General features: G+C 61.3%; 12 protein-coding genes. 2 read left to right on the top strand and 10 right to left on the bottom strand.

All coding sequences use genetic code 11. The features are described from left to right. Window positions 1-16 precede the first annotated feature (16 nt). From R3F00_RS15600 to R3F00_RS15575, 6 genes are all read right to left on the bottom strand, one after another. On the bottom strand, window positions 17-1,060 hold the full coding sequence (locus R3F00_RS15600; RefSeq protein WP_371282726.1) for a DUF1611 domain-containing protein: 1,044 nt from the start codon (window positions 1,058-1,060) through the stop codon (window positions 17-19). Between the two features lie 99 nt (window positions 1,061-1,159). Next, on the bottom strand, window positions 1,160-3,508 hold the full coding sequence (locus R3F00_RS15595; protein WP_371282725.1) for a TonB-dependent receptor: 2,349 nt from the start codon (window positions 3,506-3,508) through the stop codon (window positions 1,160-1,162). 67 nt (window positions 3,509-3,575) lie between these two features. Next, entirely contained in the window at window positions 3,576-4,745 is a 1,170-nt protein-coding gene (locus tag R3F00_RS15590) for a dipeptidase (protein WP_371282724.1), read from the bottom strand. Window positions 4,746-4,842: 97 nt separating this feature from the next. Then, on the bottom strand, window positions 4,843-5,985 hold the full coding sequence (locus R3F00_RS15585; RefSeq protein ID WP_371282722.1) for a DUF819 family protein: 1,143 nt from the start codon (window positions 5,983-5,985) through the stop codon (window positions 4,843-4,845). A 2-nt stretch (window positions 5,986-5,987) separates the two neighbouring features. Then, a complete protein-coding gene (locus R3F00_RS15580) occupies window positions 5,988-7,016 on the bottom strand; it encodes a dipeptide epimerase (protein ID WP_371282721.1) in 1,029 nt (342 codons plus the stop codon). A 63-nt stretch (window positions 7,017-7,079) separates the two neighbouring features. Further along, entirely contained in the window at window positions 7,080-9,101 is a 2,022-nt protein-coding gene (locus R3F00_RS15575; protein WP_371282720.1) for a serine hydrolase domain-containing protein, read from the bottom strand. 220 nt (window positions 9,102-9,321) lie between these two features. Here R3F00_RS15575 and R3F00_RS15570 point away from each other — a divergent pair, with 220 nt between their 5' ends. After that, window positions 9,322-10,083 carry a helix-turn-helix domain-containing protein gene (locus R3F00_RS15570; protein ID WP_371282719.1) on the top strand — a complete coding sequence of 254 codons (762 nt, stop codon included), beginning with the start codon at window positions 9,322-9,324 and terminating at the stop codon, window positions 10,081-10,083. Between the two features lie 363 nt (window positions 10,084-10,446). Here R3F00_RS15570 and R3F00_RS15565 read toward each other — a convergent pair whose 3' ends face one another. The 3 genes from R3F00_RS15565 to R3F00_RS15555 form a co-directional block, all read right to left on the bottom strand. Continuing rightward, window positions 10,447-11,160: an HAD family hydrolase gene (locus R3F00_RS15565; protein WP_371282718.1), complete on the bottom strand. Its 714-nt coding sequence runs from the start codon at window positions 11,158-11,160 to the stop codon at window positions 10,447-10,449. Then, on the bottom strand, window positions 11,153-12,382 hold the full coding sequence (locus R3F00_RS15560) for a GGDEF domain-containing protein (RefSeq protein ID WP_371282717.1): 1,230 nt from the start codon (window positions 12,380-12,382) through the stop codon (window positions 11,153-11,155). The genes R3F00_RS15565 and R3F00_RS15560 overlap by 8 nt, the downstream gene beginning before the upstream one ends. 340 nt (window positions 12,383-12,722) lie before the next feature. Beyond that, on the bottom strand, window positions 12,723-12,875 hold the full coding sequence (locus R3F00_RS15555; RefSeq protein WP_371282774.1) for a DUF3309 family protein: 153 nt from the start codon (window positions 12,873-12,875) through the stop codon (window positions 12,723-12,725). 426 nt (window positions 12,876-13,301) lie between these two features. On the opposite strand from R3F00_RS15555, the gene R3F00_RS15550 reads away from it, so the two are divergent. Beyond that, on the top strand, window positions 13,302-13,583 hold the full coding sequence (locus R3F00_RS15550) for an EF-hand domain-containing protein (protein WP_371282715.1): 282 nt from the start codon (window positions 13,302-13,304) through the stop codon (window positions 13,581-13,583). A 164-nt stretch (window positions 13,584-13,747) separates the two neighbouring features. Here R3F00_RS15550 and R3F00_RS15545 read toward each other — a convergent pair whose 3' ends face one another. Further along, window positions 13,748-14,860, bottom strand: a complete 1,113-nt coding sequence (locus R3F00_RS15545; protein ID WP_371282714.1) for an NAD(P)-dependent alcohol dehydrogenase — start codon at window positions 14,858-14,860, stop codon at window positions 13,748-13,750. Window positions 14,861-15,071 lie beyond the last annotated feature (211 nt).

The raw sequence follows: 15,071 nt of genomic DNA, 5'->3' as shown, positions 1-15,071 counted from the left end.
CTGCCTGCGTGATCTCCTAGGCGAGACACGCGTCGACCAGCTGCTCGAACGCGGCGCCTCCCCGGACGGGATCGGCCACCGCACAGCCGAGCCTCTCGCACTCCGAAGCAATCAGTCGGCTGGCGCTGGCTTCGTCAAGCTGGGAAGTATTGAGGCTGACACCAGCGCAGCGGATCGCCGGATTGGTGCGTTTGCCGAGCAGGATGGTCTGCGCAATGGTGTCTTCGACTTCGGGCATCGGAAAATCGGGAAAGCCCAGCATGACCTTTCTCTCTGGCGCGTGGCAGACCACGAATACGTCCGGCTGGCTGCCGTGCAGCAAGGCGAGGGAAACGCCGGCATAGGCCGGATGCGACAACGAACCCTGCCCCTCGATCACGTCCCAGTGCCCGGCGTCCGCAGCCGGAGACAGCATTTCGGCGGCACCGGCCGCGAAGTCCGCGACAACGGCATCCATCGGAATGCCGCTGCCGGCGATCAGGATTCCGGTTTGTCCTGTTGCTCGAAAATCCACGTCGATATTGCGCTTCCTGAAGGCGCGGGCCAGCGCCAGCGCCGTATACTTCTTGCCCAACGCACAATCCGTGCCCACGGTAAGCAGGCGCTTGCCGCTGCGCGGCCTGCCGCTGGCGATCGGGATGCCAGCCGGCGGACGACGCACATCGACGAGGCGGCAGCCGTGACGCAAGGCCGCCGCTTTCAGCTGTGGCACGTCTTCCAGATGTACGTGCATTCCGCTGACCAGGTCCAGACCTGCTTCCAGTGCCTCGGTCAGTGCCGGAATCCATTTTTGCGGAATGACCCCGCCAGCGTTCGCCACACCGATCACCATCGACTGGGCCCCGGCGGATCGTGCCTGTGCCGGAGTCAATGTGGGCAGGCCGGTGCTGACGGTCGCCCCGGGACAGGTGAATTCGCCAATGCAAAGATCACCGGCCCAATCGCGCAGGCCCAGGGCGGTCTTGGCATAGGCCAATTCCGTGACATCGCCGAGGAACAGCAGGTAGGGCTGCTGCAATGTCGTCGCCACCGAACTCTGGGCCAGGGAGAGCGCACGCATCGGATGGATTTTCCTTTGGAATGTGAATTGACAGGTCAGCCCGCCGACGACGTTGGCACGTCAGCGGACCGACCCTTGCTGCGAACCAGGGACCCGGTGTCAGAAGCGGTAGTCGACCTCGAAGCCGAACGTGCGCGGCTGGATCGGTGCGGCGATCAGCTTGTTGGTCACTCCTGTCACCGCACTCGTGATATCGGAGATGCTCTGATAGGCGCGCTCATCCGTTGCGTTCTTGACGTAGGCGCGCAGGGTCCAGTTCTCGTTGGCGAAATAGGCGTTCAGATCGAGTGCCCAATAGCTGTCGAGCGTGAGTGGATCGGTCACGTCCGACACCAGCAGGGTGGGCGGCGCCGTGGCAGTGTCATAGATGTTCTGCGTGTCGGTCGTACCGGAATCGCGGTCGCCGATGTAGCGCAAGGCACCACCGAGATGCCCGGTCCAGCCGTTTCCTACCGGAAAGTAGTAGTCGCCCGTGGCCGACCATGACCATTTCGGCACGTACGGCAACCGATCGCCGGCCTGGCCGCTGATGATCTCGACCAGAGTGTCCGGACCGGCACCGTCCGGGATCAGGATCGACGGATAGTCGTCGTCGAGCACGGCATCGGTGTAGGCACCGTTCAGGCCGAGGTCGAAGCGCTCGGAAACCTTGAATACGCTCGAAAACTCGATGCCTTGTGACGTCGCCTTGCCGGCATTGACCAGACCGGAAATGCCGTCGACCACCGAGGCCACCTGGATATCGGTCCAGTCGATATAGAAGCCGGTCAATTCAAGGATGACGCGATTGTCGGCCAACTGTGACTTCAGGCCCATCTCGTAGCTGGTCAGGGTCGAAGAGTCGACCGCCGGGGGCAGACCCGTGACAATCACGTTCGGGCCGCCGGGCTGGTAGCCCGTGGCGATGCGCGCATACAGCATGTTGTCGTCGTTGAGGAAGAACTGCGGGCTCAGGCTCCAGGTGAATACGCCTTCCGAGGAACTGTTCGGAGTCTCGCCGATCGGAAGAAGCAGGCCCGCCGTGACGTTCTGCGAGAAGTCCTGATCGTTTTCGGCGTAGCGAATGCCGGCACTGAGCTTGAACAGGTCATTGAAGCGATAGCCGCCATTGGCAAAGAACGCCGTTTCCTTGTAGGTGCTGGGTATCTCGAGAATGGCCAGCGTACCCGCAACCTCGTCGAATGGTGGCGGCAGCGGCATTCCATCCAGCTGGTTGAGCTTGAGGTCCTGCGACTGCGTGCCCTCTTCCTTCGTGTAGAAGAAGCCGGTCATCCAGTCGAATGGACCGTCATCCTTGGACGCAAGTCGAAACTCCTGAGTGAACTTGTCGAAATCAAAATCGGTGTCGAAGTAGGAGCTGCCCGGATCCTCGAGACCGAGCACCTGGGTGAATTCGCCATAAAGAAGCGTTGTATCCTGACGATTCCTCGTGGTCATGTCGGTATAGCCGGTGGCCGAAATGAAATTGCCCCAGCCCAGATCCCAGTCGATCGTGGCCGCGTACAGGTCGACATCCTTCTTGAACGGCTCGTTGACATAGACGCTGTTGACCAGATCGCCGTAGAGCGGCTCGTAGGTCAATGGATCCAGTGCGACCTGGGCGTTGTTCTCGGAATCGATGGTCTGGCGCATGGCGAGCAGATCGAAGCTGACGTTGTCGGTCTGCCAGAGCAGGTTGGCGCGGATGCTGGTCTGCTTGCCGCCATTGATGGCCTCGTCACCATTGACTTCATTGTCGATGTAGCCCGGAATCTCGTTCTGGGCGTAGCTGAAACGCAGCGCCAGACTGTCCTGGATCAGCGGCAGGTTCGCGCCGAGTCGATAGTTCCAGCCCAGGCTGTCGCCGTTCTCGACACTGGACAAGCCGCCGCCAACTCGGAAATCGTAGTTGACCAGGTCCGGTTCGACGGTCACGTACTTGAGCAAGCCGCCCATGGTACTGGCGCCATACAGGGTGCCTTGCGGCCCGCGCAACACTTCGATGCGGCTGATGTCATAGGGCAGCAGGTCGAGCATGAAAACCTGGGCTGCCTGGTAGAGGCCGCTGGAACCCACCGGAATTTCGTCGACATAGGTGCCTACCGTCGCGCTGGACGAGAGCGGCGAGATACCGCGCAGGGTTACGCCCACCTGTCCGGGCGAACCATCACTGTTGATATAGAGGCCCGGAACCGTGGCCTGAAAATCGCTGAGCTGGGTCGCGTGCAGGTTCTCGATCTGTTCCTCGTTGATCACGCTGATCGACGAAGGGACTTCGAGAATGTCTTCCTCGCGCTTGTTGGCAGTGACGACGACCGTATCCAGTTCGTCCGAGGTCTCGGCACCGGATCTCACAGCCGGATTGTCCTGGGCCAGCGCTTGGCCGGCGGGTAGCCAGGTCAGGGCTGCCACGATGGCAACGACCAACGGCATGCGCCGGCAGGCCGGATTGGATTGACGGATGTTCATGCGCGATCGCCTCTTGTAGTTGAATGGTTCATGGTCTGTTTCCCCCTGATGCCCCGCTGTCCTGGCTTCAAACCCAGATTTCCCCCAGCAATCGACGGAAGTTGCCGCCCAGCACGAGCGCGATGTCGCTGTCGGAGTAACCTCGCCGGATCATCGACTCGGCCAGGTCGAACACCTTCTTCGGATGGTCGAAACCGTCGATGTCGATCTTGTCGCGAAACGCGTAGCTGGCCTTGTAGGCGCCGCGAAGTTGCTTGAGCTGGTCGGCCGGCATGTCGTCGTAGCCATTGAGGTCAGCGTCGGATCCAATGCCGACATGTTCGATGCCCACGAGCCTGGCCACATGTTCGATGTGATCGACCATGTGCTCGACCGTGGTCGGGTCCTGGTCGCGGACGAACATGCGTACCCCGGTGATTCCCATGACGCCGCCCTTCTCGGCCAGCTTGCGAATGGCATCGTCGGTCTTGAGGCGGGGGTGGTCGACCAGTGCGCGACAATTGGAATGCGTGATCGCGATGGGGCGTGCGGACAGCTCGATCGCATCCAGCGTGGTTCGATCTCCACTGTGCGAGACATCGATCAGCATGCCGACTTCGTTCATCGCCTTGATGATCTCGACGCCGAAATCGCTGACCCCACCATCGACCCGATCGGTGCTGCCGCTGCCGATCAGGTTCTGGCTGTTGTAGGTGAGCTGGGAGCAACGCTGGCCGAGCTGGTAGAAATCCTTGACGTCGGCGGGCTCGAGAAAATGCTCTGAGTTCTGCACGCCCATGATGATCGCAACCTTGCCCTCGCGCTTGGCACGATCGAGATCGGTGGCCTTGTCGACCACGCAGAACAGATTCGAATTGCGCCCCACGAAACCCTGCCAGGCCGCAAGGAAATGCAGTACCTCTTCGTGCGCTTCCGGACCGCCGATGCCGATGGCATTGTGAAAGCCGGTGATTCCGCAGCCACGGAACATGGCAACGTCCTCGGCATCGAGTTGACCGGCGTAGGCTTCGGGTCGGAAATCAAGTGCCGGCAATGCCAGCATGTCGATAACCAGGGCGCGCTCGACGATGGCACGCGCTCGCGGCGAATAGTCTCGCCAGGTCGCTTGCTGCTTCCGTGGCGGCGCCGACTCCTGCGCGACCGAATCGACGAATCCCGGCAATGCAAGCGCGGCTGTCCCGGTAGCCAGCATTTTCAGGGCGGCGCGGCGACTCTTGAGGCGGGGCTCAAACGGCATCGGAGGACTCTCGGACACGATGCAGGACATAATCGTCCTAATCAGAGAAATGTCAACCCAATCATCGAAAAAAGTCGGAATGGGTCCATCGGAGCGATCAGGGCCCGACCCATTCAAACAGACCGATTCCAACGAAATTGCCCAGCACATAGCCCAGCACGCCAATCGCCACCGCCGGCACGGCCAGACGTCGCCAGCCGAACAGCACGGCGAACGCGGCCGAGATCGGCGGCCCGCCGATGCATGCGGCCGAGGCAATCACGATTTCGGCATGGTTGAGCCGGAACAGGCGCGCACCGACCATCACGAAGACGACGTGCACGAAAAAAATGAACAGTACGTAGGCGAACAGGGCCGGCGCTGCGTCGAGCAGGGCCGTCAGGTCGGCACCGGCACCGAGCATGGCGAAAAACAGGTACATGAAAAGCGTTGCGATCAGTTCGGGACCGGCAATCTCGCTCAGCCAGCGCCGAGCCAGGGTCGCCACGGCCACCATGATGGCGGTGACGAAAAGGATGCCGTAGCTGGGCTGGCCAAAAAGGCTCGCCAAGGCGTCGCCGGCTGCGCAGGCCAGCGCCGCCAATCCGAGCGACACCGAGAAATCAAGAACTGTCGGGGCACGCGCCTGCGTGACGACGCTGCCACTGCTTGTGCCGAGGCGATCCGCGCGCCAGGCAAAGTGCTTCTGGAAGAGCGCATTGCCCGCCATTGCGCCGACGAACAGCAGATAGCAAATTCCGACAACGTTGTCGATCGCAACCCCGGCAGCCAGCGCACTGGCATCGCGAAAACCGATCGCTTCAGCCACTGCAGCGAAGTTGAGAGAACCACCGACATAGGTGGCACTGAATACGCCGGCATACTCGGCTTCGTAAGTACCCAGATCGAGCAGCAGCGTTCCGAGCCAGGCGCCGACGATGACGCCCATGACGCCGAATCCGAACACGATCAGGGTTCGCCCTCCCTCGACAACAATACTGACCAGATCGGCGCGGATCAGGAACAGGGCGATGGCCATCGGCACGAGAAGCGTCCAGATCACCGTGTAGGTCGGCGCTGATGACGGAATGACACCGAAATTGGCCAGGGCCATGGCCATGGCGATGGCAAACATGACGCCGCTGACGCGCCTTCCGATTCGGGTCTTCTCGATCGTCGTGGCGATCGCGGCGATGGCGAAGAAGACGGCCAGCAGCGCGAAGCTGTTGTCTGCAGATATCCATGACGCGACCTGTTCCATCGTCAGGTGGCCGCGCCGTGAGATGTCCCGCCCCAGACTGCCTCGGGGCAATCGATATGGCCGTTGGAGTAGACCACGGCCGGAGAACGGTCCTCGCGCAGAAAGGTCGGTCCGTCGAGATCGACAATGTCGCAATGCTGGCCCAGGACAAAGGCCGGTGCCGTGGCCCAGCTGCTTCCGGCCATGTTGCCGACCATCACCCTGAGACCGAGCTCGCGCGCACGTTCCACCATCAGCAGGCCTTCCGTCAGCCCGCCACACTTGTCGAGCTTGATGTTGACCACATCGAAGCGGCCTCCCATCGACTCCATCTCGGCCAGACTCAAGACGCTTTCGTCGGCCGCGAGCGGTATCGTGCGATCGATGCCGTCGAGATCCGCTTCGCTGCCGCGCTTGCACGGCTGTTCGAGAAGGGACACGCGTGCATCGGCAAGTGCCGGGATCAGTCGCGTCAACGTATCCGGCACATAGCCCTGGTTGGCGTCGACGCCAATCCAGACATCGCTTCGCGCCGCACGCACCGCCCGCACCCGCTCGATGTCGAGGTCGACCTCGCCGGTCAGCTTGAGCTTGATGGCCCGAGCCTGGGCATAGGCAATCGCCCCTTTCGCCATCACATCCGGATTGTCCGCACCCAGGGTGAACGTGGTCAGCAAGGGATGCGTCTCATGCAAGCCGGCCAGCTTCCAGACCGGTACTCGAAGCCGTTTCGCTTCGAGCTCCCACAGCGCACAATCCAGTGCATTGCGAGCTCCACCCGGCGGCAGCAACTTGCGCAATTCGGAACGGCTCAGTCCGGCTTCGATCACGTCACGCATCGACTCCAGGGTGGCCAGCATCCGCTCGGGGGTGTCATCCAGGTAGTAGACGCCGGCCGCTTCACCGCGGCCTTCGAGTTCGTCTGCCTGCAAGGTCACCACGGTCGCCGGCATGGCGTCGAAGACGTAGCCGGAGATCCGGAACGGCGCGGAAAACGGAAGCCGTTCGTTGTGCACGCCCAATCGGACGCCAGTGGAAGCGCCTTGGCTCATGTGAAGCTCCAGAATGCAGTCGATGGATGGGCACGGCGCTCCAGCGCCGTGCCGAAAGTGTCATCAGTAGTTGGCGCCTATACCGATCAGGCTGAACGCGTAGCTGAACCAGAGCACCGCCACGAATGACAGGGCCAGGACGATGCTCCAGAGCTTGGCCAGCTTGCGGCGCCGGCTGCCGAGGACCACCGCGGCATTCCAGAAACCGATCAGGGTGGCAATCGGGAAGACGATCATCGCGGCCAGGCGCAGCAGACTGACCTTGGTGTCGTTGGCTGGTGACAGATTGTTCAAGTCGTCGAACATCTGAACCACCAGGATCACGGCGAAGGTCAGGATGGCGAGCACGACAATGGCGGTGACTCGAACGACAAGGTGCGCTCGCGCGTCGCGACCACTCAGTTCATAGCGCACGCCATAGTGACGCCGGATCATCGCCGATATCGGCCAGGCCAGAACTGTCAGGAGCAGGGCGCCCAGGCCAGCCATCAGGAAGGGCAACAACCAGGCGGACGACTTCCACCACGGCACCGGCTCGAACACCATGAATGGCGAGAACTGATCCATGCTGAAGCGCAGTACCTTGCCGTCGACCACCTTGGCAGCAACACGGTCGTCACCCCCGACTTCGCGCCATACATACGGTGCGATTTCACGCCATTGCTTTGGCTGGCCGCCTGCATAGGTAAATGCCGGAATCAGGATCGAGCCATCCTCGGTGGCGGCAACCTCGAGCTGACCGGCGATATTGGCGAGCGCGACAAAACCTGTTTCCGAGCGACGCGAGTTCTCATAGACGCCGGCCATTTGCTGCGCATGCTGTCTTGCCGTTTCTGCATCGACGCTGCCATCTTCTGCAGACCCCGGCAGATAGCGATCGGCGAATTCGTGAAACAGCGCCGTGCGCAGCGGTCCTGCTGCACCTTCCTTGCCGGTGCTGTTTACCGACAGGAAGATGCCGATGCCATCATCGGGAAAGAGATTGAGCTGGCTGTGGAACCATTGCGTGTCACCCGCATGGGTGATCCCGCGATGGCCATTCACGTTGGTTTCGTAGAAGCCGAGCAGCATCCGATTTAGCGGCGGGATCATGTCCAGCGCCGTGTCGTGCATCTGCTTCGCGGTCTCCTCTTCCAGGATGCGGACCGAACCGTACGCACCGTTCTGCAGGTGGGCGATCATGAATTTGCCCATGTCTTCGCCCGATGCCGACAGGCTTCCGGCTGGCGCCGAATTGACGATCTCGAAGGGCTTGGGCTCCTTGTCGGTACCCAGCGCATACCCTTTCGACATGAACGGCTTCAAGGCCTCCGGCAGCGGCTGGCGGAAGGTCGAGTGCTGCATGTCCAGCGGCTGCAGGATGTAACGGTCCATGTAGTCATCGAACGACAGGCCCGAGATTCGCGAAACGATGTAGCCGGCCAGGCTGGTCGCGTAGTTCGAATACGCCGGTGTGCTGCCCGGATCGAAAATCTGCGTGGGGACCCAGTGTTTCAGGTAGGGCTCCAGCTCGATCATTGCGTCGGGGTCCGCCGTGATCAGCGCGCGCGCGTACTCTTCCATGCCACTGGTGTGGGTCATGATGTTCCGCATCGTGACCGGCTTGCCGTTGCGTGCGGGAATCTCGAAATCGAGATACCGGTTCACATCGACATCAAGATCGATCTTGCCCTGCTCGACCAGCTGCATGACGGCCGTCCAGGTGAGCAGCTTGGATACCGAACCCGGGCGGAACAGGGTGGTCGCAGGATCCACCGGCTTGCGCTCGGCGACATCGGCGAAGCCGTAACCCTTGCCGGTCAGGATTTCTCCGTTCTTGACCACCACCACAACGGCACCTGCGATGTCGCCGCTCTGCAGGGCATAGGGCATGAAGCCGTCAAGCCAGGCATCCACATCGGCCTTGTTCAGGCGCGGCAAGGGATCAGCCGGTTCGGCAACGACGGCATCTTCGGAAACCTCCGTATTTGCAACCTGGGCAGACTGCCCTTCCGTTGCTTGCGCAGGCGCCTGTGCCGCCAGGATGGGCCCCGGCGTTGAAACGAACAGGGCCAGCAGGCTCGCGAGTAAGGCAGTGGGACGCATTCAGGACTCTCCCGATCGGTAAATTCATTGGCCGCCAGTTGCCGTCCGGCGCAAGGCCTTGCCAGGCAAGCAGGCATTCTGTTTGGCAATAATGATCCTGATCAGAGAAATGTCAACCCACTATGGTCATTTTGCAAGTAAACCGCGATCATCGATACTGAGCCCGTGGAAGCACGCTTCACCACCACCGCCACAGCCTCGCGCCGGAGCCGATTGATCGATGAAATCGCAGCACCCCACCATTGGCAGTCTGTTGCGCTCGATCCGGGCGCGAAACAACTGGACGCTCAAGGAAATGAGCGAGCGCTGCGGTATTCCCCTGTCGACGCTTTCCAAGGTTGAACATGATCGGCTGAGCCTGACCTACGACAAGCTGCTGCTGCTGAGCCAGCGACTGAACATGCGCATGTCCGAACTGTTTGCCGAACAGGCTTCGGGAAGCGATTCAGCGATAACCGCGCGTCGCAGCATAGGGCGGATCGAAGACGCGATCCGGGTGAAGACGCCCAATTACGACTACTACTATCTTTGCCCGGAGCTGCGCCGCAAGCGCATGATTCCGGTGCTGACCCGCGTGCGCGCGAAGAATCTCGACGAATTCGGAGAACTGGTCCGGCACTCGGGCGAGGAGTTCATCCATGTTCTGGAGGGACTCGTGGAAGTGCATACCGAGTTCTATGATTCGATCGTGCTCGAGGCGGGCCAGTCGGTTTATATCGACTCCAACATGGGCCATGCCTACACCACCGCCGAAGGCTGCAACGAGGCCTTGCTGCTCGGCATCTGCTCAAGTTCGGACGAGCAACTGCTGGAATCCCTGATGAACCTGCATGGCGATGGCGATGAGGCTTCGGTCGCTCCGCGCATCCAGCGACTCGGTCACTCGGCAACTACGGCTGCGCGGGCCAAGCCCATCGACAAGCGCGTCGGTAGCCGAAGTGTCAATGCGAAATCCCAGACCGGGGCGCGCAAGAAGAAATAGCCCTGGTCGATGCTGTCGGGCAGTCGAGTCAGTTCTGCAGACGCTCGATCCCTGAAGCCGTGGAGAAATTCATGCCGTACATCCACGGTTCGGGCTACTCGGCAGTGTCCGAGCCTGGAGACGGGTGAATCCGGCATTGATCGTTGGACACTGATTCCGATCATCGTTCGATGCGCTCACCACCCGCGGAATGGGAAAGCGCAACCCGCCTCAGCCGTTCGCCCTGAGCCTGTCGAAGGGTGAAACATGGACCGTCGATCGATCGAAACCACTGCCAATCCTGGTTCGACGCGCTCTCCGCAACCCTGGGTTGTATGTGGTTTCCTTTCACCATCCCCACGCCCATCGCCCACGGCGTTGGCGTCAACCCTGCTGGCTGGCCAGGCGCTCGATGGCCGATGGAATCGAAGCGGCCGTACTGACCTGGACCACACGCGGATTGTCGACCGCAAAGTGCGTATCGGTTTCCAGTGACCACGTCGAATGATAGGGCATGTAGACGCCCCAGCCACCGAGCTCGACAACCGGCGCGATGTCCGAACGCAGTGAATTGCCGACCATGACGAAACTACCCGCCTCGACGCCGCATTCGGCGAGCACGCGCGAATACGCATCGGGATCCTTTTCGGAAACGATCTCGATGCGATGAAAGAGATCGCCCAGACCCGACCGCCTGACCTTGGCCTGCTGATGGATGAGGTCGCCCTTGGTAATCAGCACGATGCGATGACGGGCTGCCACCTGTTCGACCGCTGCTCGGATACCGGGTAGCAATTCAACCGGATGGGCGAGCACTTCCTTGCCGATGCCAACGAGCCGATGCAGATCACCCGAACTGATCAGTCCGCCGGTGATATCGAATGCGGCCTCGATCATGGACAGCGTCATGCCCTTGGCACCATAACCGAACAACTTGATGTTGCCGCTTTCAACGGAAAGCAGGCGCTCATGCACATGGACATCTTCAAGATCGACGTAGGAACCCACGATACGTTCGAACTCGGCCTGCGCGGCGTCGTAGAAATCCTGACTCTGCCAGAGCGTGTCGTCACCATCGAAGCCGATCAGTTCAAGCATGCCCGGCAGTCTCCTCCGTCATCGGCACCATGCTCGATTGCACGTTCAGCGGCGCCTGTACATCCTTTCCAGCCGAATCGAGCAGGCCGACCGAGACGACCCGATTGCGGCCTTGCTGCTTGGCCGCATACAAGGCGACGTCGACCGCACCATAAAAGCCATCGTCGTTGCGATGCAACTGGAGATCAAACGAACCGACGCCGATGCTGACCGTCAATGGAACCTGCAGCCCGGCGATCTGCAGGGCATCGGCGGCCACGGCAAGACGGAAGGCATCCGCCCGGAACATGGCGACTTCCTCGCTCATTCCCGTGGCGATCAACGCAAACTCCTCACCCCCGGTGCGTGCGACCAGCATGCCCGGTTCGCCGAATTCCCCGTGCAGCCTGTCAGCGAAGCGCCGCAGCGCCTCGTCGCCAATGATGTGGCCGTAACGGTCGTTGATCGTCTTGAAGTGGTCGATGTCCATCAACATCAGGGTCACGTTTGGACCGGATGCCGCCACCCTCTGGCGAACCTGGGCATTCAGCGTTTCGGCAAATCGACGCCTGTTGCACAGGCCGGTCAACTCGTCTGTCCAGCTCAGCTGTTCGTAGCGATCACGCTGTTCGAGCAGCGCCTCGGCAAGCTCGAGACGGCGACGGTAGTCACGACGCGACTGCATGACCGCCGTTCCGAGGTAGCCGGCATAGAAGGTCAGCGCCACGGCGAGCAGATGCAAGCCGGGAACCAGCCACAGCGCGACCGTCGTCGGCACGACCAGAAGCAGGATGCCGGCCACGGTCAGCCGCAAGCTGGATGCATACAGGTGCGCAAGCACGCTGCAAAAGGCAACCGTGCCGAACAGGGACACGCTCTTGGCCAGTGGCGCAATCGAAGCGTCGAAAATGATCCCGACCTGGATCGCTGCCCAGATGATCACGCTGCCGAGAATGATCGCAAGATAGCGGTGAAGCCAGCGGCGTTGTGCCGGGCCAGGCTCTTGCGGCGGCCGGGTCTGATGGCGAACGACCGCAAGCAACAGGAAAACCAGGGTGATCGACACGCAACCGAGGGGATAGCGCGCAATCAACCCCGTCACTTGAGCGATCGGCAACCAGGCCACCAGATACAGGAAGCCGCCAATTGACGAGCTCGCGTAGGTGTCCAGCGCACGCGTGGCGAAGCGTCGCTCCTTGCGACGTTCCTCATCCGGGCTGCCCCGCCCTGGCACTGCGTTCACCGTTGCCATCCCCCAAAACGGTGCGCCCTCCGGACATGCCTCTGCCCCTGGCGGCTCACGGCACCGATCCTCTCGATTATATCGATACTTGCCCGGGATTTCAGACTTCGAATTCCCGCGATCCCGGCCGGGCCAGCGTCACAGTGCGGGTGCGAGCAGAGGCAGAAATCGACGGATCATTCTGGAGATACACCGGGATCGAGAGATGTGGAGCAGGCGACGTGACCGGTTTGACGAGGACATTCGTCGAGGCCCGCTCAAGACCGGGTCACACGGGAATCCCGCGACTCCGGATTGCCCGCTGCGAGGAATGTCATCGCAGCGGGCCCGGACCCGTGAGTCAGATCTTTCCCATCAACAACAGGACGATCAGGATCACGACAATCAAGCCCAGTCCACCACTGGGGCCGTAGCCCCAACTGCGGCTGTAGCCCCAGGTCGGCAGGGCGCCGACAAGCAGAAGTATCAGGACAATCAGGATGATGGTTGACAGTGTCATGGCGGCACTCCATTGGTTGCGGGAACCGACTCGGTTCCAGTCGTTTTGGCCCAGCAGATTGCGAAGCAGGAAACATCGGAAAACCGGAACGGCATGTACGCGCTCCCTCGGATGCGCACACGTGCACAATTCCATCCGTACTTCTTGCAACCCCGTGGCAAGCTTGACTTCAGCAGGATGAACGCTTCCTGTCGTTTGCCGAGCTGGCCGAAGTCCGTACAGGGACCAGTCACATTTCCCGTCTCGGAACCCTCTCTCTACCGAGGCGACAAGGATTGGCTGCGTCGTCGCAACCTGACGAACCGATGAACGCGATATGTGTTCAGCATCAGGTTCATCCCACAGTCCGATTGGGCGTGCCAGATTCACGTCGCGATTCGAACTCGCGTTCGACTTCGCCGATCCCCAAGGAGACTGACGATGAAACTTCCACGCATCAAGAATCCGCTGTTCGCCGTGACGCTCGTTCTGCTTTCGTTTGCTGCGTATGCGGAAAAAAGCGACAACGTGGTGGCGAGCAGGGATGCTGCGCCAGAATGGACCGATGCCGACACCAATCGTGATGGCTATCTGAGCAAGGAAGAACTCATGCCCTTCCCGACACTGGGTCAGGACTATGCCGAGATCGACACGAATGATGACGGCAAGATTTCCCAGACCGAGTATGTGGACTGGATGGATCCGGATCACTCCATCGATTGACGGCAGGCGTCCTGCCGATGCTGCCGGGAAGCGTCCGCGAAGAACGGACGACCCGGCGGCGCTGTTGTCCGAGAGTGCGATTGCAATCGAGTGAATGCCGTCGGGCGCCGGGCGCTGCACCGCTGCACGGCCGCCTGCCAGGGCGGCCTTGAAAGCGCGAGCACCTACTCCATCGTGATGATGACCTTGCCTCGAGTGTGCCCCGCTTCGACATGCGCCACGGCCGCCGCCGCTTCATCCAGGCTGTAGTGCTGGTCGAGAACAGGCGTGATTTCGCCGGCCTCCATCAGGCCCGCAAGGAATTCGAGATCATTCGCGTTCATTTTCGCGATGAAGAACTTCAAGGGTTGGTCGACGAAGGGTGACAGAACCGCTGCCTTGATCGGATTCAGCAGGGGTTCGATCCATGGACCCGCATCCGGACCACCCCCACCGACCATGACAAGAATCCCTGCAGGCTTCAGCGCATGGCGCAGGGTGAGCAATCCGTGGTTGGCAACCAGGTCGACGATGACATCGTATTTTTTCGAACCCTTGGTGAAATCCTCCCGCGTGTAGTCGATGACGTGGTCGGCACCGAGGCTTCGCACCATGTCCAGATTGCGCGTACTGCACACCCCCGTGACTTCGGCGCCGAAGTGCTTCGCGAGCTGCACGGCGAAGGTACCCACGCCGCCCGATGCCCCATTGATCAGCACGGACTGCCCTGGCTGCACGAGACCCTGGTCACGCAAGGCCTGCAGGGCCGTGAGTGCGGCGATCGGAACGGCCGCCACCTCGCGAAAGCCCAGATTGCCGGGCTTTTTCGCAACCGCGCGGCTCTCTCGTACAGTGACATATTCGGCGAAGGCACCGCCGGCTCCGCCGAACACCGCATCCCCGGGCTTGAATCGGGTCACGGCGGGACCAACCGCTTCCACGGTGCCGGCAAAATCCACGCCGATGCGCGGATCTTCAGGTCGACCGATTCCTGCGCCCAGACGAATCAGATAGGGCTTGCCATGCAGATAGTGCCAATCCAGCGGGTTGACCGAAGCCGCTTCGACCTTGACCAGGATTTCATCCGCGGCCGGCTGCGGTTTCGCCACGCGCTCGATCCGAACGACATCGGAGGGTCCGTAACAGCGGTAAGTCGCAGCTTTCATCGTCTGCGTGCCTGAGGCCAGAGGCGGCGCCTCGGCACAGGGCGAGTCATGGCTGAGAATGAGGGCACCGATCCCCAGAGCCGCGGTCAGAACGGCGAAAAAACCGAGAGCGAATTTCCGGCGGCGAGTCATGCGCAATTTCCTGATCAAGATGACAACGGCACGCAGTGTCGGTCGGGCGCAGGCCCCGGAGAACCGGTCATGGGACGAATGACGGCCTCGGGAGGTCGAAGGACGCTGTAACCGGATAAGGGGAGCCAATGGCGGATTGGCCGACGCCCCCATGGGCCACCCTACAGGGACTGCAGCCAGCAAGGCGGCGGCGAATCCGCCATTGCCCTTG

This window comes from Dokdonella sp. (genome assembly GCF_041395345.1).
Lineage (GTDB): Bacteria > Pseudomonadota > Gammaproteobacteria > Xanthomonadales > Rhodanobacteraceae > Dokdonella.
The sequence above is the reverse complement of the archived record's forward strand: the minus strand, read 5'-3'. Positions and strand labels throughout refer to the sequence as shown.

Bases quoted from the DNA above. Each gene is read 5' to 3' on its own strand.
- R3F00_RS15580 (WP_371282721.1), bottom strand. From the start codon at position 7,016: ATGAGCCAAGGCGCTTCCACTGGCGTCCGATTGGGCGTGCACAACGAA.
- R3F00_RS15575 (WP_371282720.1), bottom strand. From the start codon at position 9,101: ATGCGTCCCACTGCCTTACTCGCGAGCCTGCTGGCCCTGTTCGTTTCA.
- R3F00_RS15585 (WP_371282722.1), bottom strand. From the start codon at position 5,985: ATGGAACAGGTCGCGTCATGGATATCTGCAGACAACAGCTTCGCGCTG.
- R3F00_RS15550 (WP_371282715.1), top strand. From the start codon at position 13,302: ATGAAACTTCCACGCATCAAGAATCCGCTGTTCGCCGTGACGCTCGTT.
- R3F00_RS15570 (WP_371282719.1), top strand. From the start codon at position 9,322: ATGAAATCGCAGCACCCCACCATTGGCAGTCTGTTGCGCTCGATCCGG.
- R3F00_RS15600 (WP_371282726.1), bottom strand. From the start codon at position 1,060: ATGCGTGCGCTCTCCCTGGCCCAGAGTTCGGTGGCGACGACATTGCAG.
- R3F00_RS15545 (WP_371282714.1), bottom strand. From the start codon at position 14,860: ATGACTCGCCGCCGGAAATTCGCTCTCGGTTTTTTCGCCGTTCTGACC.
- R3F00_RS15565 (WP_371282718.1), bottom strand. From the start codon at position 11,160: ATGCTTGAACTGATCGGCTTCGATGGTGACGACACGCTCTGGCAGAGT.
- R3F00_RS15595 (WP_371282725.1), bottom strand. From the start codon at position 3,508: ATGAACATCCGTCAATCCAATCCGGCCTGCCGGCGCATGCCGTTGGTC.
- R3F00_RS15590 (WP_371282724.1), bottom strand. From the start codon at position 4,745: ATGCCGTTTGAGCCCCGCCTCAAGAGTCGCCGCGCCGCCCTGAAAATG.